Source organism: Spartinivicinus poritis (genome assembly GCF_028858535.1).
In the GTDB taxonomy this organism is placed as follows: Bacteria; Pseudomonadota; Gammaproteobacteria; order Pseudomonadales; family Zooshikellaceae; genus Spartinivicinus; species Spartinivicinus poritis.
Map to the genome: position 1 here is coordinate 25,801 of NZ_JAPMOU010000028.1, position 23,307 is coordinate 49,107.

15 protein-coding genes are annotated in these 23,307 nt (G+C 38.2%); 4 read left to right on the forward strand and 11 right to left on the reverse strand.

Annotated elements, in window-relative coordinates:
- The first annotated feature begins 375 nt into the window (after positions 1 to 375).
- Positions 376 to 2,352 carry a M4 family metallopeptidase gene (locus ORQ98_RS19055; RefSeq protein ID WP_274690404.1) on the forward strand — a complete coding sequence of 659 codons (1,977 nt, stop codon included), beginning with the start codon at positions 376 to 378 and terminating at the stop codon, positions 2,350 to 2,352.
- Positions 2,353 to 2,523: 171 nt separating this feature from the next.
- On the opposite strand, the gene ORQ98_RS19060 is transcribed toward ORQ98_RS19055, so the two are convergent.
- From ORQ98_RS19060 to hmpA, 3 genes are all read right to left on the reverse strand, one after another.
- Positions 2,524 to 3,897, reverse strand: coding sequence for a multicopper oxidase family protein (locus tag ORQ98_RS19060; protein WP_274690405.1), 1,374 nt, complete (start codon positions 3,895 to 3,897; stop codon positions 2,524 to 2,526).
- A 251-nt stretch (positions 3,898 to 4,148) separates the two neighbouring features.
- Positions 4,149 to 5,258: a hypothetical protein gene (locus ORQ98_RS19065; RefSeq protein WP_274690406.1), complete on the reverse strand. Its 1,110-nt coding sequence runs from the start codon at positions 5,256 to 5,258 to the stop codon at positions 4,149 to 4,151.
- Positions 5,259 to 5,432: 174 nt separating this feature from the next.
- A complete protein-coding gene (gene hmpA, locus ORQ98_RS19070) occupies positions 5,433 to 6,641 on the reverse strand; it encodes an NO-inducible flavohemoprotein (protein ID WP_274690407.1) in 1,209 nt (402 codons plus the stop codon).
- A 294-nt stretch (positions 6,642 to 6,935) separates the two neighbouring features.
- Between hmpA and ORQ98_RS19075 the strand changes: the two genes are divergently transcribed.
- The 3 genes from ORQ98_RS19075 to ORQ98_RS19085 all read left to right on the forward strand — a co-directional run bounded on the left by ORQ98_RS19075 (position 6,936) and on the right by ORQ98_RS19085 (position 8,392).
- A complete protein-coding gene (locus ORQ98_RS19075) occupies positions 6,936 to 7,268 on the forward strand; it encodes an ArsR/SmtB family transcription factor (protein WP_274690408.1) in 333 nt (110 codons plus the stop codon).
- A gap of 34 nt (positions 7,269 to 7,302) precedes the next feature.
- Positions 7,303 to 7,938, forward strand: a complete 636-nt coding sequence (locus ORQ98_RS19080) for a glutathione S-transferase family protein (RefSeq protein ID WP_274690409.1) — start codon at positions 7,303 to 7,305, stop codon at positions 7,936 to 7,938.
- 121 nt (positions 7,939 to 8,059) lie between these two features.
- Positions 8,060 to 8,392 (forward strand): glutaredoxin family protein, encoded by a 333-nt coding sequence (locus ORQ98_RS19085; protein ID WP_274690410.1) that lies wholly within the window; start codon positions 8,060 to 8,062, stop codon positions 8,390 to 8,392.
- 51 nt (positions 8,393 to 8,443) lie between these two features.
- Here ORQ98_RS19085 and ORQ98_RS19090 read toward each other — a convergent pair whose 3' ends face one another.
- From ORQ98_RS19090 to ORQ98_RS19125, 8 genes are all read right to left on the reverse strand, one after another.
- Entirely contained in the window at positions 8,444 to 8,881 is a 438-nt protein-coding gene (locus ORQ98_RS19090; RefSeq protein ID WP_274690411.1) for a type II toxin-antitoxin system VapC family toxin, read from the reverse strand.
- A 141-nt stretch (positions 8,882 to 9,022) separates the two neighbouring features.
- Complete coding sequence (locus tag ORQ98_RS19095) at positions 9,023 to 13,363, reverse strand: calcium-binding protein (RefSeq protein WP_274690412.1); 4,341 nt, start codon at positions 13,361 to 13,363, stop codon at positions 9,023 to 9,025.
- A gap of 98 nt (positions 13,364 to 13,461) precedes the next feature.
- Positions 13,462 to 16,176, reverse strand: a complete 2,715-nt coding sequence (locus ORQ98_RS19100; protein WP_274690413.1) for a calcium-binding protein — start codon at positions 16,174 to 16,176, stop codon at positions 13,462 to 13,464.
- Positions 16,145 to 16,477 (reverse strand): hypothetical protein, encoded by a 333-nt coding sequence (locus ORQ98_RS19105; protein ID WP_274690414.1) that lies wholly within the window; start codon positions 16,475 to 16,477, stop codon positions 16,145 to 16,147. Before ORQ98_RS19105 ends, ORQ98_RS19100 begins: the two co-directional genes overlap by 32 nt.
- The gene (locus ORQ98_RS19110) at positions 16,477 to 16,893 is read right to left on the reverse strand and encodes a hypothetical protein (RefSeq protein ID WP_274690415.1); all 417 of its coding nucleotides are present in this window, start codon (positions 16,891 to 16,893) and stop codon (positions 16,477 to 16,479) included. The genes ORQ98_RS19105 and ORQ98_RS19110 overlap by 1 nt, the downstream gene beginning before the upstream one ends.
- A gap of 32 nt (positions 16,894 to 16,925) precedes the next feature.
- Entirely contained in the window at positions 16,926 to 17,330 is a 405-nt protein-coding gene (locus ORQ98_RS19115; protein WP_274690416.1) for a hypothetical protein, read from the reverse strand.
- A 538-nt stretch (positions 17,331 to 17,868) separates the two neighbouring features.
- Positions 17,869 to 18,330, reverse strand: coding sequence for a type IV pilin protein (locus tag ORQ98_RS19120; protein ID WP_274690417.1), 462 nt, complete (start codon positions 18,328 to 18,330; stop codon positions 17,869 to 17,871).
- 12 nt (positions 18,331 to 18,342) lie between these two features.
- On the reverse strand, positions 18,343 to 23,292 hold the full coding sequence (locus ORQ98_RS19125) for a pilus assembly protein (RefSeq protein WP_274690418.1): 4,950 nt from the start codon (positions 23,290 to 23,292) through the stop codon (positions 18,343 to 18,345).
- Between the last annotated feature and the right edge of the window lie 15 nt (positions 23,293 to 23,307).

Genomic DNA, 23,307 nt, shown 5'->3' on the forward strand with positions numbered 1-23,307 from the left:
TATAAGGTTTGTTGTTTAAATGGGTCAAAAAAAACACTACCGATGGGTTGTAAAGAATAACATGTGACTCTTTTCTAAGTTAATTAATTTTATTCCTGCATCATAGCTTTCAGATTCATCGCCAGTTAATGCCTTGTATGTAATGTAAAATTTACTGATAGGGAAAAGGTTATAGTTTAGCTGGAATGTTTATTATCTAATTATGTATTTCACTAAGTTTAGATTTGTTTCTATAAAAAATATTGAAGAGAAAAGCTAATTGTTGAGCTGTTATTTTAGCAATATTTGATAGTGTTTGTTTGAAATAATAAAAATATCAACCTCGCTATTAGCACACTCGACAAGCCTAATAAATTTACTTTGATGAGGCTTATTATGAAAAGTCAGCATGTTTTAAAACAAATTGCGTATGCTGGTGTGCTCAGTGCCAGCACTCTAGTTTCGATGACAGCGTTAGCGGCAGAAAGAATTAATCTTGAAGAGCACGAATTAACGCGTGCTATACGCAGTATTGCGCCTGTACACGAAATTTTAGAATTGGAATCAGCTAAAGATGCTAAGCCTACCGCTATGATGAAATTTGATAGTGGCATTAAAAAAACTCGTTATCAGCAGCAGTACAAAGGTGTACCCGTTTGGGGATATACCTTTGTTGCTGGTGTTGATAAACAGGGTGTAGCAGGAGATTTTAGCGGCCATTTATTAAGAGGTCTTGAACAGGATAACTTAGTTGTTGAACCCAGTATTTCTGCTGATCAGGCTTTGGAAATTGCAAAGCAACAACAAGGGCATGCTGGTTTTAAATCAGCGAGAATTGAACATAACGATAAACAACTTTATATATATGCTGAAAATCCAGAAAAACCTCGGCTAATCTATGAGGTTTCGTATTTTACCCATGATCCAGAACCTACTCGCCCTTTTTATTTAATTGATGCTCATACCGGTGAAGTGGTTGATAGTTGGGAAGGGTTAAATACCAGAGAAGCCACTGGCCCAGGTGGAAATAAAAAAATGGGAAAATACATGTATGGTAAAGACCATGGCATGCTCCCCGTTGATGATCAATGCCGAATGAGTACCGAAAATGTTGAAACCATCGACATGAAACACCAAAGTTCGGGTGGTCAGGTACATAAGTTTAGTTGTCCAGAAAATACTCACAAAGAAATTAATGGAGCTTACTCGCCATTAAATGATGCCCATTATTTTGGAATGATGGTTTTCAAAATGTATAAAGAGTGGTTTGACATGAAACCACTGCCACATAAATTAAAGATGCGTGCCCACTACCGTCGAAATTACGACAATGCAATTTGGGATGGCCGCGCGATGTCTTTTGGTGATGGAAGCAGAACGTTTTACCCACTTACTTCATTAGATGTATCAGCCCATGAAGTAAGCCATGGTTTTACCCAGCATAACTCAGGTTTAGTATACCGAGGTCAGTCGGGCGGTATGAACGAGGCCTTCTCTGATATGGCGGGCGAAGCTGCTGAGTATCATATGTTTAAAAAGGTAGACTGGTTGGTAGGTGCAACTATTACCAAAAGCATGAAAGCACTTCGTTATTTTGAAAAGCCAAGCCAGGATGGGCGCTCAATTGATCATGCAGAAAGCTATCGCCAGGGAATGGATGTTCACTTCTCAAGTGGTGTTTATAACCGAGCTTTTTATAACTTAGCAAACACCAGTGGTTGGGGGGTTAAATCAGCTTTTGAAGTGATGGTTATTGCCAACAAAATGTACTGGAAACAAAACACTCAATTTGAAGACGGCTCTTGTGGGGTAATGAAAGCAGCTAAAGACAAAGGCTGGAGTGTTGGTGATGTTAAAGCCGCGTTTAAAGTAGTAGGGCTAGGCAGTCGCTGTAATGTACCTGATGGCGGTGATAAACCAGGTGATGGTGATAATCCAAACCCCAACCCAAACCCTAACCCAAATCCGAACCCCAATCCAGACCCTGAGCCACCACAAGGTGACTTTAAGCCGATGATGAACGATATGCAGGCTTGTTTAGATTTAACAGGTATGCATGTGAAAGCTAAAAGCTGTAGCAGTAATGGTAAAACCCAGCAATGGAAACTGGATTCCAAAGGCTTATTACACCCAGCCAATGAGCCAAATAAATGTTTACAAGTGGAGAAATGGTGGAGTGGTAAAAACCGAGCAGTTATTGGAAGTTGTAATGCTAATGACATTGAGCAACGTTGGACCCTCAGCAATGGTCGTTTACAAAACGTAGCTTATAACTTTGCAGTTATTCAGCACTTTTATCAAAAACACAAGGATTGGGTAGGTATTTGGTTGAAGGATGAGAGTAGGAAAGGACAGAAATGGAAGTGGAAATAGTATAACCTTTGCCCTGGCTCCTTCCCCCCTTTGATAAAGGGGGGCTAGGGGGGATTTAAAGTGACTGTAGTATTTTGATCCATCTTCGCTTTATTTGCTTGTGAAAATCCCCCTCAATCCCCTTTTCCAAAGGGGGAGGTTGGATTCCCTCTCCCTCTGTGAGAGGGAATATCAAGTGACAGAAACATACCCCATTAACCCTGTTTTCATATGCTCAATTACATGGCAGTGAAACATCCATCTACCAGGGTTATCTGCAACAAAAGCAATTTTTACTCTTTCGTTTTTTTCCATTAAAACTGTATCGGTATGGTAGGGTTTAATTTTCTTTTTATTTGACCATATAACAGTAAATGTATGACCATGCATATGAATAGGATGTTTATGTGGGGTGACATTTTTCATGTCGAAAATATAAGTTTTACCAAGTTTTAACTCTGCTAGTGGCGCAGGTAAATTATCTTTACTCATACCTTTCCAAGCACGGCGGTTAATAGTCCAAAACTCATGTTTGGCTTTACCTTTTTTATCTGCTGGGGTCATAGCACCAGACCACTCAAATAAAAAGTTTATGGTTTCTGCATTTTTCAAATCAGGTGTTGGAATAGGGTTAACTGGCAGTGATGGAGTTTGATTTCGTTTTGGTAATTTAGCCTCAACCGTTTTTAGTGTTAACAAGTCAAAGAAAAGCCGGCCCTTACCGTTTTGTACTTCAATGATTTCTCCTATTTTGTCAGGCGCGATAAATGCTATATCTAGGCGCATGCCTGCTCCTATTTCATGAGGAGTTAAGGGAACAGGTTCTTCAAGAGCATTGCCATCTACAGCAATAATTTTGGCTGGAAAGTCCTTTAGCGCAATTTTATAAATAAGGGTGTTATCAACATTTAAAAAGCGTAATCGTATTAGCCCGCCAGCAGGTATTTCAATAGTCGGCTTATGTTGACCATTAACTGTTTCATAGCGGCCAGGGGTTCCCATTCTGGCGGCATAACGAGGAATGGATAACTGGGTAAACTCGCCTTTTTCATCTATATGCCAGTTCTTTAAACAAAGGGGAATATCTGCATCGAATATCACAGGTTCTGCTTCTTCAACAATTAACGCACCCACCAAACCTCTGCCAAGCTGCTGAGTACTATTCATATGGGGGTGGTACCAAAAAGTGCCAGCATCAGGGCAAACAAAATCATAGATAAAAGTCTCGCCAGGCATAATAGGAGGCTGAGATAAAAAGGGTACGCCATCCATTGCAATATCAATTCTAATCCCATGCCAATGTATTGTTGTTGGCTCTTTTAGCTTGTTTATAAATTTTATTCGGATGCGTTGACCTTGTTTAGCACGTAATACAGGTGCAGGATAACCACCGTTAAAGCCCCAAATTGACGTATTAATGCCAGGGATAAGCTCTGCAGAACCAGGCTCAGCAGTTAATACATAATCAAAATCAGGTTCTTTTGCGGCTAACACAAGACGAGGAAGTTGACTGGCAGCCAAAATGCCAGCAGAGGATAACAAAAACTGACGCCGGGAAATTGCCATTTTACATCTCCTAAAAAGCTGTCAGGCATTTAACCAGCACTGAAGCAGAAAGTAAAATAATACCCTCACCTTTGAATATAAACTTGGGTGTAGGGTAAATACTACTGCTTCTAACAATTTATAATACGTAATTGTTATTAAAGCCTGCTATTCAGCAAATACTGCTTTAGATAATACGTTAGGGCTACGGCGTCAGTAGTCTAGCCAATACGGCTACAAGCACTGAAAAGGATAAGAGGTAACGTTTTACGTTACTCATTACAAGTTAGTATAGGTTGTGTATTTACGCCAATATTTTTAGATAAAAATTTATCAATAAATAGTAAAATATGTTTTTCTGCATAGCTGTGTCTGGCCAGGTAAGAGCTGTAACTCTTTGATTGTGGTGAAATTATATGGCGAGTACCAAGGTTGGTTAAAGAAAACCTTGCACGAAAACTGCCGCCAGTTTTCCATAACACTGGGTCACATACGGGGTCGCCTGTAATAAAATAATGCTCAATGTGTTGTTTAATCCAGTCAGTATCCCAAAGCCGGTTAGTTTTAGCCAAGTCCAGTAAAGCTGCGTGGCCAAGCGCTGCTGTACTATAGCCAATAGCCTTTAACCCATGTTTAATTGCTGCATATTGGGCCATCGCACCACCTAACGAATGCCCTAGCAATAATAAGGGACTTTCAGGTGCTTTATTCTTTATGGCGATTTCTTTTGTCACTGTTTTGATGATATTAACAATTGCAGAGGCCTGTAGATAAAGCTTTGGTACTGAACTACCAACAAGGTTTTTTAAGTCGGTTGTTAGCTGGTGAGCGGATAAAGAACGATAATGTTTAGGTTTAACAAAACCTTTGCCTGAGTGAGTGCCACCGAATACCAGTTTAAACTGGTTCTTGGTAGGGTCGTAAAATAATGCTGTAAGGAGTCCTGTATGTTTATCAAATCCTATTCCTTCCGCTGTAAACTTCAGGCTAGCCAATAATGACTCGTTAAAAAATGCAGAACGGAAATCCTCTAACCGACACAGCTGATGTTGGGATAAACTGTTTACTTTAGTTTCAACATCGCTGATATGGGTAATTGGCTCACCATAGGTAAATCCAGCAAGTGCGGCATTAACAGCAATTTCTGATAAATTAACTTGTTGTATATTAATGACTTTTTCTTGCCACAGCTGTTTGCGATTTAGCCTGTTGATAACGGTTTCTGCTAACGATTTGTTATCAGAAAAACTATTTGATTTAAACAGGTGTTTGAAAGAGTGCAAGCTAATTTTGCTAAAGCTAGCGTTAGAAGATCTTCTACTTTGAGTAATTGACTCAGAGTTAGAAGGTGGTAATGAGTGGGTTTTTATTGAGCTTATCATTGATACAACCTGGTACTACATAGCTATTTACAGTTGGGGTAGCAGTTTTAGCTACTTATGATAGCTATATAACAGGAGGCGCTTTTTATAGATATCAGGTTTAAGTCGGTTTTTTTATGAATTTTATAGCAGTGTTGGATGTTCATCCAACACCACTCACAATGAAGTATATCGCTATAAGGATTGTTGAGGCCCAAACACCTCATAGTGAACCTGACTTGGGTCAACGCCAGCACTTAACAGCTGCTGATTAATTGTTTGCATAAAACCAAACGGACCACATAAGTAATATTGTGCGTTTGGCAGCAAAACTTGCTGCTTAATGTCATCAATCTGCATGGTTCCTTCAAACTGATAATCTATTCCTTGCTGGTCTGTTGGGGTGGGCTGTCGATACCAGATAATAGATTGAACATTATTATTTTCAGCCTCAACCTGCTTGATAAAAGAATTGAAAGCATGCAGTTTACTATGCTCACAGGCATGCAAATAATAAATTGGTGCCTGGTGGTTGTTGGCAACCAAGGTATTTAACATGCTTACCATCGGGGTTAAGCCAACGCCGGCTGAGATTAATACTACAGGGGTTTCCTGTTTGGCTTGTAAATAAAAGTCTCCAGCAGGAGGCAATATTTTCAAAGTGTCACCTACATTGATTTGATCATGCAGGTAGTTAGAAACAATACCTGGTTTTACTCCTCTATCTTCTCGGCGCACGCTAATGCGATAAGTTTTGCCGTTGGGTTTGTCAGATAGAGAGTATTGTCGTATTTCTTGGTGTGCAGATGAGTTTGGATTAGTAACTAAACTTAAGTATTGTCCTGGTTTGAAGCTTTTTACGGGTTTACCATCTACAGGAGCAAATTTAAAGGAAGTGATTAACTCACTCTCAACGCTTTTTTCTAACACAGTAAATTTACGAGGGCCTTTCCAGCCACCCTCTGCTTGCTGATACTCACTATAAATCGCTGATTCACGCTCTATAAATATACCAGCTAATGCTTGATAAGCTTTAGTCCATGCATCAAGAACGTCATCGGTTACTACATCGGGTGCTAACTCCTTTAATGTGGCTAATAAATGATTGCCGACAATAGAGTAATGCTCGGGCTGAATTAAAAAGCCGGTATGTTTTTGGGCAATATGCTCAATGGCTCCAGTGAGTACTTCTGGCTTATCGATAAACTTTGCATAAGCTAGTACAGCATTAAACAGAGCTTTAGGCTGTTCACCAGTGTGTTGGTGACTTTCATTAAAAATGTTTAGTAGCTCTGGGTTGTGTTTAAACATTCTTTTATAAAAATGCTCAGTGATTGTCGTTCCTGTTTGCTCTAATAAAGGAACAGTGGCTTGTACAGTTGATACGGTGTTTGGGTCTAACATCAGTAAGTCCTTATTTATAAGAGTGCAGAACGACTGCACATGAAGATATTACGGTTGTTGTGTTGCGCGATACATTCCTCGCCGCTCAAGGATAGAGTTAGCTTTATAATATGCTTTTAGTATGCATATTTATAATATGTATGTTATATCCATATTTATGCATAGGCAAGCAGGTCAATATAGGTATTTATCCTTATGGTTTGAACGCTAAACATAAGTAGAACTTTCAAGCTTGGTGATAAAATATTAAACCAGCCGGTTTAATATCTGAGCACAACATCTATACTGGATAATATGCAAACACCTCAACCTATATCACTAGATCTCATATTCAAAGCGCTAGCTGATGAAACCCGGCGCCAGCTATTGCAAACGCTATGTGAAGGGAGTTATAGCATTAGAGACTTGGCATCACCTTTTGATATCAGTTTTCCTGCGGTAGCTAAACATATAGGAGTGCTTGAGCGAGCAGGCTTGATTACCAGAAAAAAGAGGGGGCGTGAGCAAATTTGTACACTTAATCCATTAACCTTGCAGGAAGCTCATCGATGGTTAGGTTTTTATGAAAGTTTCTGGAATCAACAGCTTGATCATTTGGAAGACTATTTAAGTTTGCTACAAAAATAAAATCATAAAAAATGAAAGAAAAGGAATAATAAAAATGAAACTATACTATCATCCGCTATCAACATATTCACAAAAAGTGCTGATGGCCTTTTATGAAAAAGAGGTTGAATTTACTCCCCATATAGTCAACTTAATGGATGAAACAAGCAAAAAGGAATACAAAGAAATATATCCACTGGGGAAAATACCCCTATTGATGTGTGATGATGATCATATGATTCCAGAATCAACCATAATAATAGAATACCTAGATACTCACTTTACTACTGGCACCAAACTTATTCCTGATGACAAAGATACAGCCAGGCAGGTTAGGTTTATCGATAGAGTTCAAGATAATTATCTGAATGACAATATTGCTACTTTATTCTTTGAAAGTATGAAGCCAGCCGAAAAGCAAGACCCTGAAAAGCAAGCCAAAGCAAAAGAGCAATTAGATATTATGTATCACTACATGAACAAACAATATAGCGAAACCACTTTTGCAAAAGGTGATGACTTTACAATGGCTGATTGCTCTGCAGTGCCTGCTTTATTTTATGCCCAAAAAATCTATCCATTTGAGCAGTTTGAAGGCATAAAAGCTTATTATAAACGTGTATCAGAAAGGCCTTCTTATCAAAAAGTGCTAGCTGAAGCACAGCCTTACTTGGAAAAGATGTTTAATTGAGATCACATAAAAAGTACAACAATCAACTGAATTAGGCCTGAGCTATATAACATAGCCCAGGTTTTGTTGTATATTGGCTAAGGAACGTGCACGTCCCTAAAAAGCTGCCTTGAGAAAAGATATGAAAAAGTGGCTGTTAGTCATCGCTATTATTATTTTGTTTCAAAACCGACAAGAAATAAGCCTGTTTCTAAACCCACCACCCGACTTTTCTGCCATCAATAAAGAAGATGTCGTGCTATATGCCACTAGCTGGTGTGGTTACTGCAAAAAAGCCAGATCATTTTTAGAAAAGTACAATATACCCTACACAGAGTACGATATTGAAAAGTCCACAGAAGGCCTCCATCAATATAAGCAACTAGGTGGCAAGGGAGTCCCCGTGTTTTTGGTTAAAGGCAAAACCATCAGTGGTTATAACCCACAAGCGGTGGTGGCTGCATTGGAGGGATAAGTCGACAGAATTTCTATATTAAGTATAAGTTTTGTGTAGGCTGTTTAATATTTAATTAGGTTTTAAAATTTCTAGTTGTTTACTATAAAGCTTAAAGTCAGCTTCATTGTATGTAACAGCAATCAAGTTATGGGTTAATGCGGTTGCTACAAGAAAACTATCCACAACAGGTAACTTTTTACTGTTGGCTTCTGATTGACCATTGAGCTTAGCCCAGTTATGCAAGGTACCATTGTTTAAAGGTAGAACCCGGTTTTGAAAACGTTTTTCGATTCGTTCCAGCCATAAAGCAATTTTTTCGGCTTTAGAGCCAAGTTGAATAGGGTCTTTTTCGCAAAGTTTATAGAACCCTTTTTTTAACTCTGCAATTGTTAAACAACTTATAAATAAATAACTTTCTTCCTGCTCATCCAACCATTCAATTACCTTTTTATTAGGATTCTTCTTTAAGTATTCAGACACTATGCAGGTATCGAGTAAATATTTCACAGGTCAATATCTCTTCCTACTTTGAAAGGGAAATAGGGTAATTAAGCGACAACATTACCCTGTTTATACCAATTAATAGGGTAATACAAACCCTAAACAGGGTAAAAAGACTAACTTTATACCCTGTTTCATTCTATAAGATTACTTAGCCTGCCAAGCGGCTGTTAATGTTGGCGTTAGGCTAGTGTGTACCTCTGCCACCATATTGCCATCAGCGGTTTCATAATCATTAAACGCAGCCATCGCTTGCACTAAACTGTCTACTTTGGCACGGCTTAATACAAAGCTTTCGGTTTCAATGGCATCCAGTTGAGCACTTTCCTCAGCAAACCAATCACTAATGGTAATTTGGTCATCAGAGCCCAGTACATCAACGGCTAAATTATCACCTTCTTTTTTAAACCAGAGTTTATCCTTGGTAATACCTGACAACTTAAGTACATCATTATCCGTATCGGGGGTAGGAGTGGTGTTGTTAATGGTGTCTTGGCCGTCACCTGCCGTAAATTGGTAGGTGTCATTGCCGGTTTGGCCAGTAAAGGTTTCTGATTTAGGTGAATTGCTTAATATACGCGTAGGCTTGGGACGCTCTGTCGTCAATTGTGACTCTACCTGGCTGTCAGACAACGTAGAGCCATCAGCAAACTCAAAGCTTTTAATAGTGAAGTAAGCAGGAGCATTACCACCATAGCGCACAAACCAATCCTGGATGGTAATTTGATCTGAGCCATTTTTATGGTAAACCGCTAAATCATAGCCTTCACGAATAAACGACAGGTCAGTAGCACTAACCCCTTCGCCAAATACCAATTTGTCGTCTGAGGTTGGTAAACCACCAAACACTTGGTTACGACTGGTTTCGATAATCCGGTCTTGACCATCACCTAAATTATAAATATAGGTTTCTTCACCATAAGAGCCGTATAAAGTGTCATTGCCTTTACCTCCAATTAAAGTGTTTGGTGCGCGGTCGTGATAGGAATCAGCTGCATGTAAGGTGTCATTTCCGTCACCGCCTTTCAAGGTGTCAGAGCCTTCGCCGCCGTAGATTTCATCATCACCACCTAAGCCATCAATTTCGTTATTGCCACGATCACCATACAACACATTATTTTTATCACTAGGCTTTATAAACTGGTCTACATCATCAAGGCTAAGGGTAGAGCCATCGGCAAACTTAATAAGATCGATTTTATTAGAATCGTTTACAAAAAACCGGTTAATTTGCACTCGATCTTGTGTGTTTTTAATGCCAATAAAGAGGTCGTTTTCTTGTTGCCAAAATGCTAAATCACTCTCTGCAACACCTTCTTTAAATTGCAGCGTTTCAACACTATCACCACTGGAATTAGCACTAATTATATCCCGCCCATATCCTCGGCCAAATATATAGGTGTCACTACCCTCACCTCCAATAAGGCTGTCATTACCTGCACCACCATCTAACACATCGTCACCAGAAAATCCTTTTAGATTATCATGACCAGTAAATCCATTAATTTTGTCATTACTATCATAATAGCCTTCCAAATGATCATTATTAGGACTGCCTTGTAGAACCATTTGCTTTATTTCATCAGAAGACCACTCAGTGCCATCAGCAAACTCAGCTTTATCAAGCATGCGGTTTCCACCCATAAAGAAGCTCTGTAAACGTAGTTGATCATCACTACCTTTTAACTTTAACAAGAGGTCATAATATTCCATATCAACCAACCCCATCGTTTCGGAATAACGTCGCTCTACAATCACATCATCTGGCGTAATTCCCTCTTTAAAACGAATAATATTATGGGCGTCATCCTGCTCGAAGTGACGGCTGTGAATTTCATCCTGCCCATCACCTCGGCCAAATAAAAATATATTACGGCCTTTTCGACCATCTAAAATATCATTGCCGGCTTTGCCATCAAACGTTTCATCTTCATCGGAGCCAGTAATACGTTGATCATGGTCATAACCGATTCTCAATTGTTTTAGAACTTCCTCATGGTCCCATTTTTGGCCATCAGTAAAGACAATAGCCTTTTTATCGTCTAATTCACCTTTAAGAACTATTTGATCTGTTGTATTTTTTATTTTAATAGTGATTTCAGCACTATCAGATTGCCAAATTTCAATATCATCAGCAGAAATACCTTCTTTAAACTGAATAGTCTGTAAAGAGGGCTCATTTCCTCGATCAGAAAAAGTAATTATATCTTGACCATCTCCTTTACCAAAAATATAGGTATTTTTGCCTGTTCCACCATCGATGGTATCATTACCAGGTCCGCCCTCGAATGTGTCATTGCCTGCTTTGCCTGATAAGGTATCATTACCAGCTAAGCCTTTAATAATATCATCTGTGTCTTCACCCGTGATGACATCATCACCATCTGTTGCTTGCGAAATCTTAGAAAATACGTCATCAACAGTCCAATGACTGCCATCTGCAAATTCAATACGGTCAAAACGACTGTCACGAAACTCATTTTCAACAATCAGCCGGTTATCACTCCAGTGGCGATAAGAGTGTACTTTCCACTCTTGAAAATAATCAATAACAGTCACAACCGTGTCTGTATCTTTAATTTTCACTAACAGGTTATTGTTGTTTTTATTATTTTTTTTGCCGCGCTCAACAATAATATCTTCCTGGCTGATCCCCTCTTTAAAGCGAAGTATTTTTGTATCGCGCTTTCCATATTCATCCTCAAGATAAATCGTATCTTGACCACTATTTCTACCTACAATATAAGTATCATTTCCCTGGTAGCCTTCTAAGCGGTCATTACCATCACCACCCTCTAATAGATCATCCCCTTTACCACCGTAAAGTTCATCATTACCATCACCGCCATACAGTTCATTATTCCCTTCATTATCGTGCAGCTTGTCATTGCCATCACCACCATACAGCTCATCATCACCTTCTTTACCATACAGTTTGTCATCGCCTTCATTGCCATACAATTTATCATTGCCTTCATGACCATAAAGGTGATCATTTCCTTGGTTTCCTTCTAAGGTATCATTGCCGCCCTTGCCTAGTAGTGTGTCATTACCCGCTAGTCCTTTTAATTGTTCATCAAGGTCTGTCCCAGTAATTAAATCCTTTTCATCAGTGGCCTGGTATAATTGCGGGGTAATATCATCAAGTGACCATGAGGTTCCATCAGCAAACTCTATTTTTTCCAATTTTTTAGCATTAGATGTAAAGTTTTTAATGGTAATAGAATCATCACTATCTGCTAATGAGAAAGTTAAGTCATCCCCTTTTATGGCAAAGGATACATTTTCTGGTAATACCCCTTCTTTAAATTGGATGGTAATCCCCAAACCGCCTGTAATGACATCTTGGCCATCATTTTTGCCAAACTGATAAATCGAACTAAACCAGCTGAACAAAGTATCATTGCCAGCACCGCCATCTAGAATATTGTTGCCATACCCTCCTTTTAGCTCATCATCCCCAGCACCACCAAACAAGTGGTCATTGCCCATTCCGCCCTGCAGCTTATCATTCCCTTCACCACCGTATAGTTGGTCATTCCCCTCACCACCAGAAATCAAATCTTTACCTAGACCACCATAGATCTCATCATTGCCTTCTTCACCATCCAGTTGGTCATTCCCATCATTACCGTGTAGCTGATCATTGCCTTTACCACCAGTGAGACTGTTATTGGCATGATCACCTGCTATTGTGTCATCACCATCACTACCGTTATGAATTTGTTTTGCTAATTCTGTCAGCGGTACACGACTACCATCGGCAAATTCTATATGAATATTTTCTGTTCCAGGTTTTAAATTTAATGTGCCTTTCTCAAAGGCATAGATAAATATCCCTTCAATTTCTAAATTATCATTTTTTTCATTTAGTACAACTTCTAGGTAATCGCCTTCTTGATCTTGCTCATCACTGTGATAAAGAATTGAAACATCGCTGGGTAATAAGCTTTTTAATTGAATGGTATTGATACCTTTTAAATCTTTGATGGTGTCCATGCCATCATTTCGGTGGTAAATATAGGTATCATCACCTAAACCACCATCAAGGTAGTCTTTTCCTAAACCTCCTTCTAACGTATCATTACCGCCGCCACCCCATAAATAGTCATTTCCTGTACCACCATTTAGGTAGTCGTTTCCTGATAATTCGCCAGTGACTTCACTTTGACCTTTAAATTTAGCATTATCACCAAATAAACGGTCATCATCTTCGCCACCATAAAGCCGGTCATCGCCGCCATTACCCACAATCTGATCATTCCCTTCATTCCCCATTAAAATATCATTGCCGTGCAAATTTTTATTTAATTGCCATAGCTCACTCTCTTTTTCTTTTCGAAAATATTTTTTTGCAAACTCTTTTGTATATGGCCTGTCTCCAAGAAGATGATCATCTCCTGCGCCGCCTATAATGGTGTCACTACCTATTTCACCGAGAATATGATCCTCATCTTTTCCTCCTACAAGTAGATCATCATAAGTCATGGATGGCTTGGTATAGCTGGAAATCTATAATGTGGCATAAATAGAATGCCTCTACCCTCAGATACAGCCTGTTTATTGAGCGAATCGACTATGTCACTTTATGATTTTCTAGCTATACCAGAAATAAATATGTGATTCATTTCGATTTTTGTTTCAGCTGGAAAAGTCATTTCAAATACTGAGTCTCCGAAAATCCAGCTGTTATCCCCATCACCACCAAATATTATGTCATTTCCTGCAGCACCATAAAGTAAGTCTCTACCTTCTCCCCCCAGAATTGTATCGCTTCCGATGCCGCCATTAATATAATCTTGGCCTTGATTACCTTCTATATAATTGGTATCAGTAACTTCATCGCCAGGATTATCACCACTTAAACTTGTTGCACTACTAGCCCAGATATAATCACTTTCTGTCCCACCAATAATATAGTCACTACCAGGGCCGCCTGTAATGCCATCCATACCTCCATTACCATAAACGATGTCATCTCCCTCATGAGCATGTAAATTTTCAGAAAAATTATCACTGCGTAATTCATCACTAAAATTTGTTCCTTGAAAACCAAAATTAGCTTCAACTAAATGAGTGTGTCGTTCTCTGTGTTTATACTCATCGTGATCCATTCTGGATTTATTATAAAGATCACCGTTATACACCATCGGCTTATCATTTAACCAACTCAACTCACTATCTGCTCGTTCTTCTAGGGTATCATGAACTGTTTTAGTCTCTTCACCCACTTTACGCTCATAATTATCCACTACATTGTGGTCATCTGGGATAGGTTCTGGCTCAAACCGCTCATAGTCCTTCAGCTCAATCCCAAACCGTTCCTTATCAAAATCCTTAATCGTAATCGTGCCGCCGTCTTTTACTTTGACGACAACAAGACCACCATCCATTAAGTAGGTGTTTTCATACTCATCCTGGTAGATAGATTTTTCTTCGTTGAGGGCGGTGAGTTGGGTGATTACTTTACCGTTGATATGAAGTTCGTTATTGCCTTCTGTGTCAATGATGGTGTCGTGGCCATTTTCTGCTTCAAAGCTATAGATATCGTTGCCTTTACCGCCAACTAATATATCATTGCCTTTGCCGCCTTTTAGAGAGTCATTACCTTTTCCTCCAACTAACTTATCACTATCTTCACCGCCATCTAATTCGTCATTACCTTCTCCACCTTCAAGATAGTCTTTTCCTTTTCTACCTGTCAGCGTGTCATTACCTGCACTTCCAAACAGGTAATCATTTCCGTCTCCTCCAGAATATGAGTCATTATTCTGCCCACCAAAATAAAACTCACGAGTAGGTTTTAGGCCTACATCTAAACCGTCCAGCGTTAGTTCGTATTTCTTTTCCCCCATATTGTCAACGAAATGCCAATCACCACCAACATGGGTGAAACCACCAAGTAATGCAAAGTCGAGAACACCATCTGTATCGCCTGACTTTATATAAAGGCTATTCATCACCAAGAATCTGGCTCTAATTTTGACCCATTCTCTTGTCAGATTTCCAGAGTCAGTTTCTGGGTCGTATAAGTCCAAAACTCCATCTTCATTATGTTTTGTGTAATCTGCTCCTTCTACGACAAAAGGATTTAACTTGACCAGAGCATATCGCCAAGCTTCACTATTCATCGCTTTAGCTATTACTTCCTTAGTATCTGGTTTTATTAACTGGATTTTATTTCCTATAGTTTCAAACGTTAATGACGCTATATCAGTCTCTGGAACCTTCGAATAATCTGAGCCAAATAGCAGTTCAGAATACCTCTTCACTACATCAGCTTTATATTCATCACTTAAATCATTTAACCACTCATGAAATTCAACAGCATATTCGGCCCCTAATGAGCCGCCAACTAAACCACACAGTCCTATAACCGCAATAGCCCAAGGGGCAGTAAGCCCTGCTACAGCTGCCACTAGTCCACCAAACAGGGCGCCAATCTTAAACCCAACCTCAGAGCCAGCAGTTTCGATAGCAAACTGCTCCATTATTTGGCGTGCTTTTTCGTTATCTCCAGCCTCTAGTGCGTGAGCAACATCCGCAGCTACTACCCCAGTGATAGCTAATGCTCCCACTAAGCCAAGGCCCTTAAGCACCTTACCGCCATACTTAAAGCCAGCTTGTTTAAGTGACTCCCAATGTCCATCGATAATTTTTCTAACATCAGGGGATGCTTTATCCAAAAATTCTTGATAATGCTTTATTTGCTCTTTGTTCCATATAGAAATTTTTTCATCAGGTACAACTACATCTACCCCATCGATATTTTTTATAATAAGATGGCTCTCTGCAGAGTTTATTTTTTCAGTTATTTCTTTCCAGTTTTGGATATGTTTGTCATCATAATTGGGACTATAATGATTACTGCTCGCAGTCACATTAGTAAATAGTCCTGATGCGCCATATATAGCTATAGAGTTTGCAGTAACTGCCTTTTTAACTGCTTCTACACCATTAGAATCCGCTAATTGCATCAGTTCTTTGATGGAGACTCCGTCTACTTTGAAGTCCCTATTCTTACCACTTTCTAGTAACGCAGGTAATTCTGCAATAGAAAATACACTTTCAGCTTTTGGTAATTCTGGAAATACTAATGTGAAGTTCCCATCAGCAGCCGATACAAATTTTGCACATGCTACGTCAAAAAGGCTGTTATTTATTTTTCTGGTATTCGTTAGATCTGTACCATACCGAACAATTTTCTTCCTTTCTTTCATATCATTCAGTTGTTTTTCATTTAAGTCTTTCTTTTTTATATTTGGATCATTAAAAAAATTCTTTTTTAACAGCTTGGTCAATAGCCATACTAATTACTGGATCGTTTGCTAATTCTCCAACATGACTTTGGCTAAGAACTAATGCTTCATTAGATTCTTTTAGTGCATACATAACACTAAATGCCTTATCACCATTAGGCATACCCCCGCTATAAAGCAAATAAGGTTTACCTTCGACACCAGATTTATCTATAATTTCTCCAGAAGTATTTTTGACTATATCCATTAATTCATTTATAGAAAATGGATCAGCTTTACCAGCTTTTACTTCTATACTTCTTGTTGAAATTATTTCTTTAGCTTTTTCAAATGTATAATTCATTAGCAATCTCCATTGAAATCCATCGTATATCCCAGTTCACTGACACAGTCGATAACTATTTCCTCTACTACTTCTCTTTCAACTGGATCTTTTATATACGAGAGAGACTCTAATGTGCCTGCATCAAGATAAAGGCTTCTTATTGGATATATCACTCCGTTAAAGAATAATATAAAAGTAGTAATTTCTAGCATTCCTGAATTCACTTGAACAAACCAAGAGTTATTCGTTCTATCAACCATCCAATAATTTCCCTTATTTATTTCACCAAAAGGAGTTTTATATTGATAGGTTATTCGTGGATTAACCCCATCAGCTGTTAAATTTTTTTCCTCAGTTTCATTCAAATAATCCACAATAGTTTGTTGTATCATCAAGCAATCATCTGCTGTCAAATCTTCGAATATATAGTTCATATTTAATCCCTAAGCCATTAATAAAATAATCTTTAAAACTTAATCATCCAACCTAAAGCCTGAGAAGCGAAAAACACCGCTTTCTCAACCTTACTTCTTTCAATATCATTGCCATATGATAATGGCTCATAAACAGTTGCCTTTCCATATTCACTTTTAATTGGATAAACTTTTCCTTCAAAGTAAAAGATATAAACCGTAATCTCTATCATTCCAGTATTAAGTTGAAGCAACCAAGAGTTATTTTCTTCATCTTCTATCCAGCTTTCCTCAACTTCTAAAGCACCACAAGGGGTTTTATAAACATCAGGATCGTTGCTATCAGGTCCACATATGCTACAAAAATCAATTTCTGTAGAGTTCCACCACTGTATAATGGTTTGCTGAATTTTTAAGCAATCCTCTGCAGTTAAATCCTTCTCTATATAACTCATCATTTAAGCCCTCTACTATTTATAAGAAATTTGCTCACCTTTTTGTTTCATTGCACTCATGAGTTCAAAGTAGACTTTAAAATAGCAACCCTTTCAAGGTGGCTTTCCTTATATTTATCTATATGATAGACGATTTTAGCTACATATAGAGGGCAGTTATTGTCAGCATATAGTTTATAAACAAGTCAGCGATTTTGACATATTCACAAAAGAGATTACTCTCTACTATAAAAGTATTACTAGATAGCACTAAAAGTATCGTATATTGATAGCATGCTCTAAAATAGAACAAATAATATTCAGTTAACCTAATTAAATTTGTTTGAAAATTAATCAATATGTTTCCTGTAAATATAAAACATTTACAAGACCATTTTATATTAGGATAGATTGATTTTAAATAGACGGTGTTTGTTGTATTTATGTTGTTTAAAAGTAAAGCTGTATTTTGTAATTGAATGTAACTAAAAGTAATATCTGACTATAAAACAGGCAATAAAAAAGCCGCTAAAAGCGGCTTCTTTATATTTGTAAGTTGTAGTTAGCCTTTCCAGCGTATACACCCACTCTTATCGTCGGGTATGCTATCTTGGTCTTTATACCAACAGGTATCACTAGAAGATGTAATGGTTAATGCTCCATTCCCAGCTTGTGCTGTACCAGCTATTGGCACAGCTCCAAGGGTATAAGTATTTTCAGTTGCTGCAGAAATTGTTAAATTATAGTACTTAGTGGCGCCTTCCAACGGTGCTCGACTTGGAAAAATATCTGCTGGCACGCCAGTATCCCCATCACTTACAGCTAATCCTTTATAAGAATATTTTTTAGCATAGTGCCGTTCCATTGCCTGAGCAAATTGCATTAATGCACTTTGCGCTTCTGCTCGACGGCTGTTGATTACATATTGTTGATAAGACGGGATAGCAATAGCCGCTAAAATAGCGACTATTACTACCACAATCATCAGTTCAACTAAGGTAAAACCTTGACTGCGTTTTTGCATTAATACTACACCTTATTGTGTTTTTAATTGCTTCCAGCTTTTACGGCCTTCTTGTCCCATAAAAGGAGGAACGTCATCAATATCTTCATCGTCATTAGATTTTCTTGTTGTTGTTTTTCCTCCCATGAAATTTGGTGATGACCCAATACCATCTAACTTAGATCCTCCCGGCATATGACCATTGAGAGCATCTTTTCCATCAAATGAACCATCGCCATTATAGTCATAAGCTGGTTGATCTTTAATGTAACCGCCATTTTCCTGATTCAAGGCCATTTTCCAACCAGAGCCGCCAATACCACAAACAGATTCACTAGGTAGCATAGTGTTAAAATAGACACTGGTAGCATACAATACTCCTTGCGTTGTTACCCTTTCACCTAGATTATCTGTATTAGCACCTGCTACTAATTCATTATCATCTGATAGGCCCCCTCCAGTATCGACTAAATCCATATACCAACCGTCATGACCCTTTGCAGGAGTTGTTTTTCCTTCGCAGGGTTTATCCCAACAGATTTTATGGTTAGTTCGATACCTTAAATTATTCCGTTCGAAAATAATCTTCTGTTGTAATAAAGTGCTTCTATTTGAGGGAATAATTTTTGGGTCAGTTGGATCAAATCTTAAACCATAAAAAGTTTGGGTTGAGTTATTTTCAATATTTTTATCGCCTTTTTCAAAATATTTACCAGTACCAAAAAATATCATTAAATCACTTTTTTTATTGGTGTTTGGTCTTCTTGTTAGATTTGGCTTCACTGTAATAGGGCTTAGATTGCCATTCCTAGTGGCTTTAAAAATAGGCTCACCACCCAGTACAGACCAGCTATTTTTATCAGTAGAACTAACATCAAACGCCCATAAATTACCATACAGGTCACCAGCAAATACATAGTCAACAATAAAGTCGCCATCAATATCTGCACCTATTGGCGAAGAGAGCCCATTAGGGCGATAAAGCCCTTGAGGGTCTTGAGCTGGCCCAACATTAGTATCTATTTTCTTTAATACATCACCTGTTTTTATATCTAAAATATACAGTACTGCATTACCTGACCCCACATTGCCATCATTTTCAGTGCTGTTATAACCATTACCAAAAACGGCTGCCCAATGCCCGTTGTTATATCGGCCAATTTCTACATTACTGAATGTATAGCCTAAATCACTACTTTGTTCATTAGTATCATCGTTAAATTCCCATAGAGCGATGTTGCCGGCATTGGCTTCATTAAATCTAGTGGGGTCAGTAATATCCAAAGCAAATAACCCTTGGCCACCAGCACCTAACGTACCTACTAATATTGTGTGCCATTTACTGTCATAAAAGGCGCTAGCAATAGTAGGGGTACCATTAACAAAGTAAGTATGGCTGTCGGTACTGGTGTATTGGTTATCTGCTAATTTATGTAGGTTTTTATAAACTTTGCTTGGCACATAAGCCAGCAACTCTTTACCACCGCTTGCTGAGCTATCTGCTTTTAAAATATGCAGCATACCATCATTAGCGCCTACTGCCAGAATAGGAGTTCTATTTTTTTTGTCACGGGTAAATTGACTGTAAGTTTCACTACCAGGTTTACCTTCTGGTGTAGAACTATCCCAGTAAGTAGGGTAATACTGTGGTGGTTTTCCAGAGTATTGGGGGGTTGAGTTGGCTATATCACCTAATACACTGGTTCTACGACGAAAGTTAGGTAAGTTTTTACGCCCTCTAATATAATCAATTAAATTTTTAGCCCACTCATTTTTATCTGCAACTGCATCAGGGGCTGTATTAGTTAAAAGGATTCTTTGGACTGCACTAATGCTATCCCAGCTAAATTCTGCTCCCCGACCTTTTAACCCAAATGATGGATTAAAGGTGAGGATTTCTCTTCCTAAGTCATATGATTGTGTATCAATTTTTTCAGATGCATTCCACACTTCAATAAAACCATTTTTAGTATCATTAAACTTAGAGGCTGTTATTTCACCCGTCCAGCTCTTTGAGTCGAATTTAGCGCTGTAAACGAGAGTATCTGATTTTAATGCGGTACTATTAGCAGAAACCCCGCTGGCAGAGCCAGTACTTTGTGATATTTTATGGAAGGCTTTTCTTAATTGATCTTTTAATTTACTGGCATTAGTGACGAGGAAGTAACTATCTGGAGTATTATCACCATCACTATCCCACTCACTTTGTTGATCGAGTATATTGTTTTTTTCTTCTGGCTCTTCTATAAAGCCACCCCATTTAGCAGCGTACCATAATGGGTTTTCCAGCTGAACTGCATTACCATTATTTCCACCTGCAGTAAATATTCTGCTTGTTTCATAAGGTAGTTTTTGACTTCCTTCCGTTCCACTACCATCCAAATACTCATGCCAAGCCCTTTTACCTGTGACGGTTCCATCAGCCCATTTGCTTGGTGGAGTATTTAGAGCATAATCTCCAGCATTTTGCGCAGACCTATAAGGGGTGTCTTTATCTCTTACCTCTAAATAAATACCATCTTTAGTTGTGCCAGTAATTACGTAACCAATATGTTGTTGTGCACCGCCACCTGCATATTCTGAGCGCAAGGTAATTTCTACTCTATTACCACCCAAAACTTGGTATTCGTACCGCACGATTGCATCCATGTCATGGTCATTACCTTGTTCCACATCTTCAAAATTAATTCTGAAAGAACCCGAATTATCATCTTTGTTAATTTCTTCTACATAGAAATCAACAATTTGGTTGGTAGGTTTGTGTTCCCCAAAGGTGCCATTAGCTGTTTTAGCAAAAGGTACTAACGTAACCGTACTACCGCCAACTGGTATTTTAATTTTGGGGAGAGGAGAAGCCAATGCTACCGAATAAGTTAGCATTTCCTCTCCTGTGTTTTCTAGGTTATTGGGGCCATCAACCCCTTCTTGAATCATATACCTTCCAGAACTGATTTTATTGCTTCTTCCATAGAGTGCTACTGCAGCTGAAAGGTAACTTCCTTGTCTATTAGGGTCTTCCGGTGCTAGTCCTCTAATATTACCAAAAGAAGAGATAGGCTTGGCTGTTGGGGCACCATTATAATGTACGACTGGCTTCTTGTTACCTTCTTCTATAGTTAAATCAAGTGGATCTGTACTTTCATCTGCAGCATTTCTTAAAGCTGATTGTCCTATAAAAACATTAGATGAAGGTAAGTTTTCTCTTTCCTTATCCCATATATCTTGTGCTAAAGCATTAACATTAAACCCAATAAGATCGTTGGTTGCTGTAACAATATTATTGCTAAATATCGAACTAGGAATTTGGTCAGAATCGTAGGATGGGTTTATATCACTAATCACCAACTGTACTGGTTTAGCACACACATTGTAGCCAGCCCTATTACCAGCAGTTTTATAAGGTTGATTCCATAGCGCAATATTTAAACCTAAAGCTTCGTCAATACTTCCATTATTGTTAAAGGTAAAGGCTGGAGAAGGATTTCCTGTGTTTGAAAAATAGCGGACAACTTCATACATCATTTCTGCAATTGGGTTACCCCAGTCTACACACTTACCATCTTGTAATGGCCGTAGCTCATTATTATAAGTATTAAAAAAGTCTCCATAATAATTGTACTCTTCGATTATTTTTCTTCCATTTATATCTTTTATATAATTTCCATTATGATCTTTTCTATAGATGGTTTTATCTTCTTTACAACGATAACCATTATCTTCTTTTGTGTAATAATCTCTCGCCCCACCTAAGCCAAAAACTCTAAACTTGTCAATAGTACTAACAATACCATTTATATTTGTAAAAATTCCTGTACTAAGGTCCACTTCATCTTTAAAATTCCGGATAGCTTTTCTTAATACACCACCAGATGTATTTTTATTATATGAGCCAGAAAACAAACCAAAACGCATTTTTTCATTTTCGCCGTACTCCTGTAATACCCCCACTGGTTTATAAACAGATACTAAGTTGTCATCTTCATCCTTTCTATTTCCAGCATATATTTTACAATCTTCAGAGGGGAAGGCCTTATCACATACCTTCACTTGTACTGCAAAATCGTAAATATTATTTGCAGTTGGGCCAGTTATAACTGTACCACCTTGCTGTCCAAATGTTTTATTATGGTAACCTGCTAATCTCCCATTTCTATAGTAAGGTTTATTTGGATCTTTAACTGATGTGTCTGTATCTGCCACGGGCCTTTCTTTTGATACCCACTCCCAAATACGAATATCAGTACTAGGCACGACACGTAAAAGAGGTAAACTGACACTTCCACCAATCGCTGGCTCTACAGGCGTTAGCCTTAAAGTGTCACGTCTTGCAGACCTTGTATAATCAATCAAAGAAGTATTGGCAAATAAGTGCTTTGTATTTGCAGGAGGAGTTGGTAAAGGGGAGTAGTCATTAATATGATAACCATCATGGTTTTCGCTGGTATACTCTTTACCCCAACTATGAGCGTCTTGTGGTATGTAGCTTCTTCTTAGTACTGTAAGTTCATATTCATCAACTGAGCGGTACCCCCCATATAACACTTTTCGCAAGGCATCAATTCTGGAAGTTGTTAAATAATTTAAAAAATCACCGCTCCATTTATTGTTGTCACAAGTTTTTTTGTATTCTATTCCATTTCTATTTTTAGTTACAGTTGTAGCAACAGGTTCAAATCTTTCTTCATCTTGATTGTAATCATAGCAAAGACTGGAATTAAAATAACCAAAGTAGTCCATTTCATTGGGTTTATAGGTAGTATCTAAGTTACCATCGTTATTTAGATCACTGGCATCATTATAAGCTTCATAATAAAGTTTGTGGTCACGCCCCATTACCATCATTACAAGGGGCGCTTCGGATGCTGAAATAAATAATGGTTTATTGGCTATATCTAAGCTTGCTCCCCAACTTAATGAAGTTTGAAGCACAGAGGCAGAAACAATAGAAGATATAAGCGTTATTTTAAAATTAATTTTACTCATAGCTACAACATAATA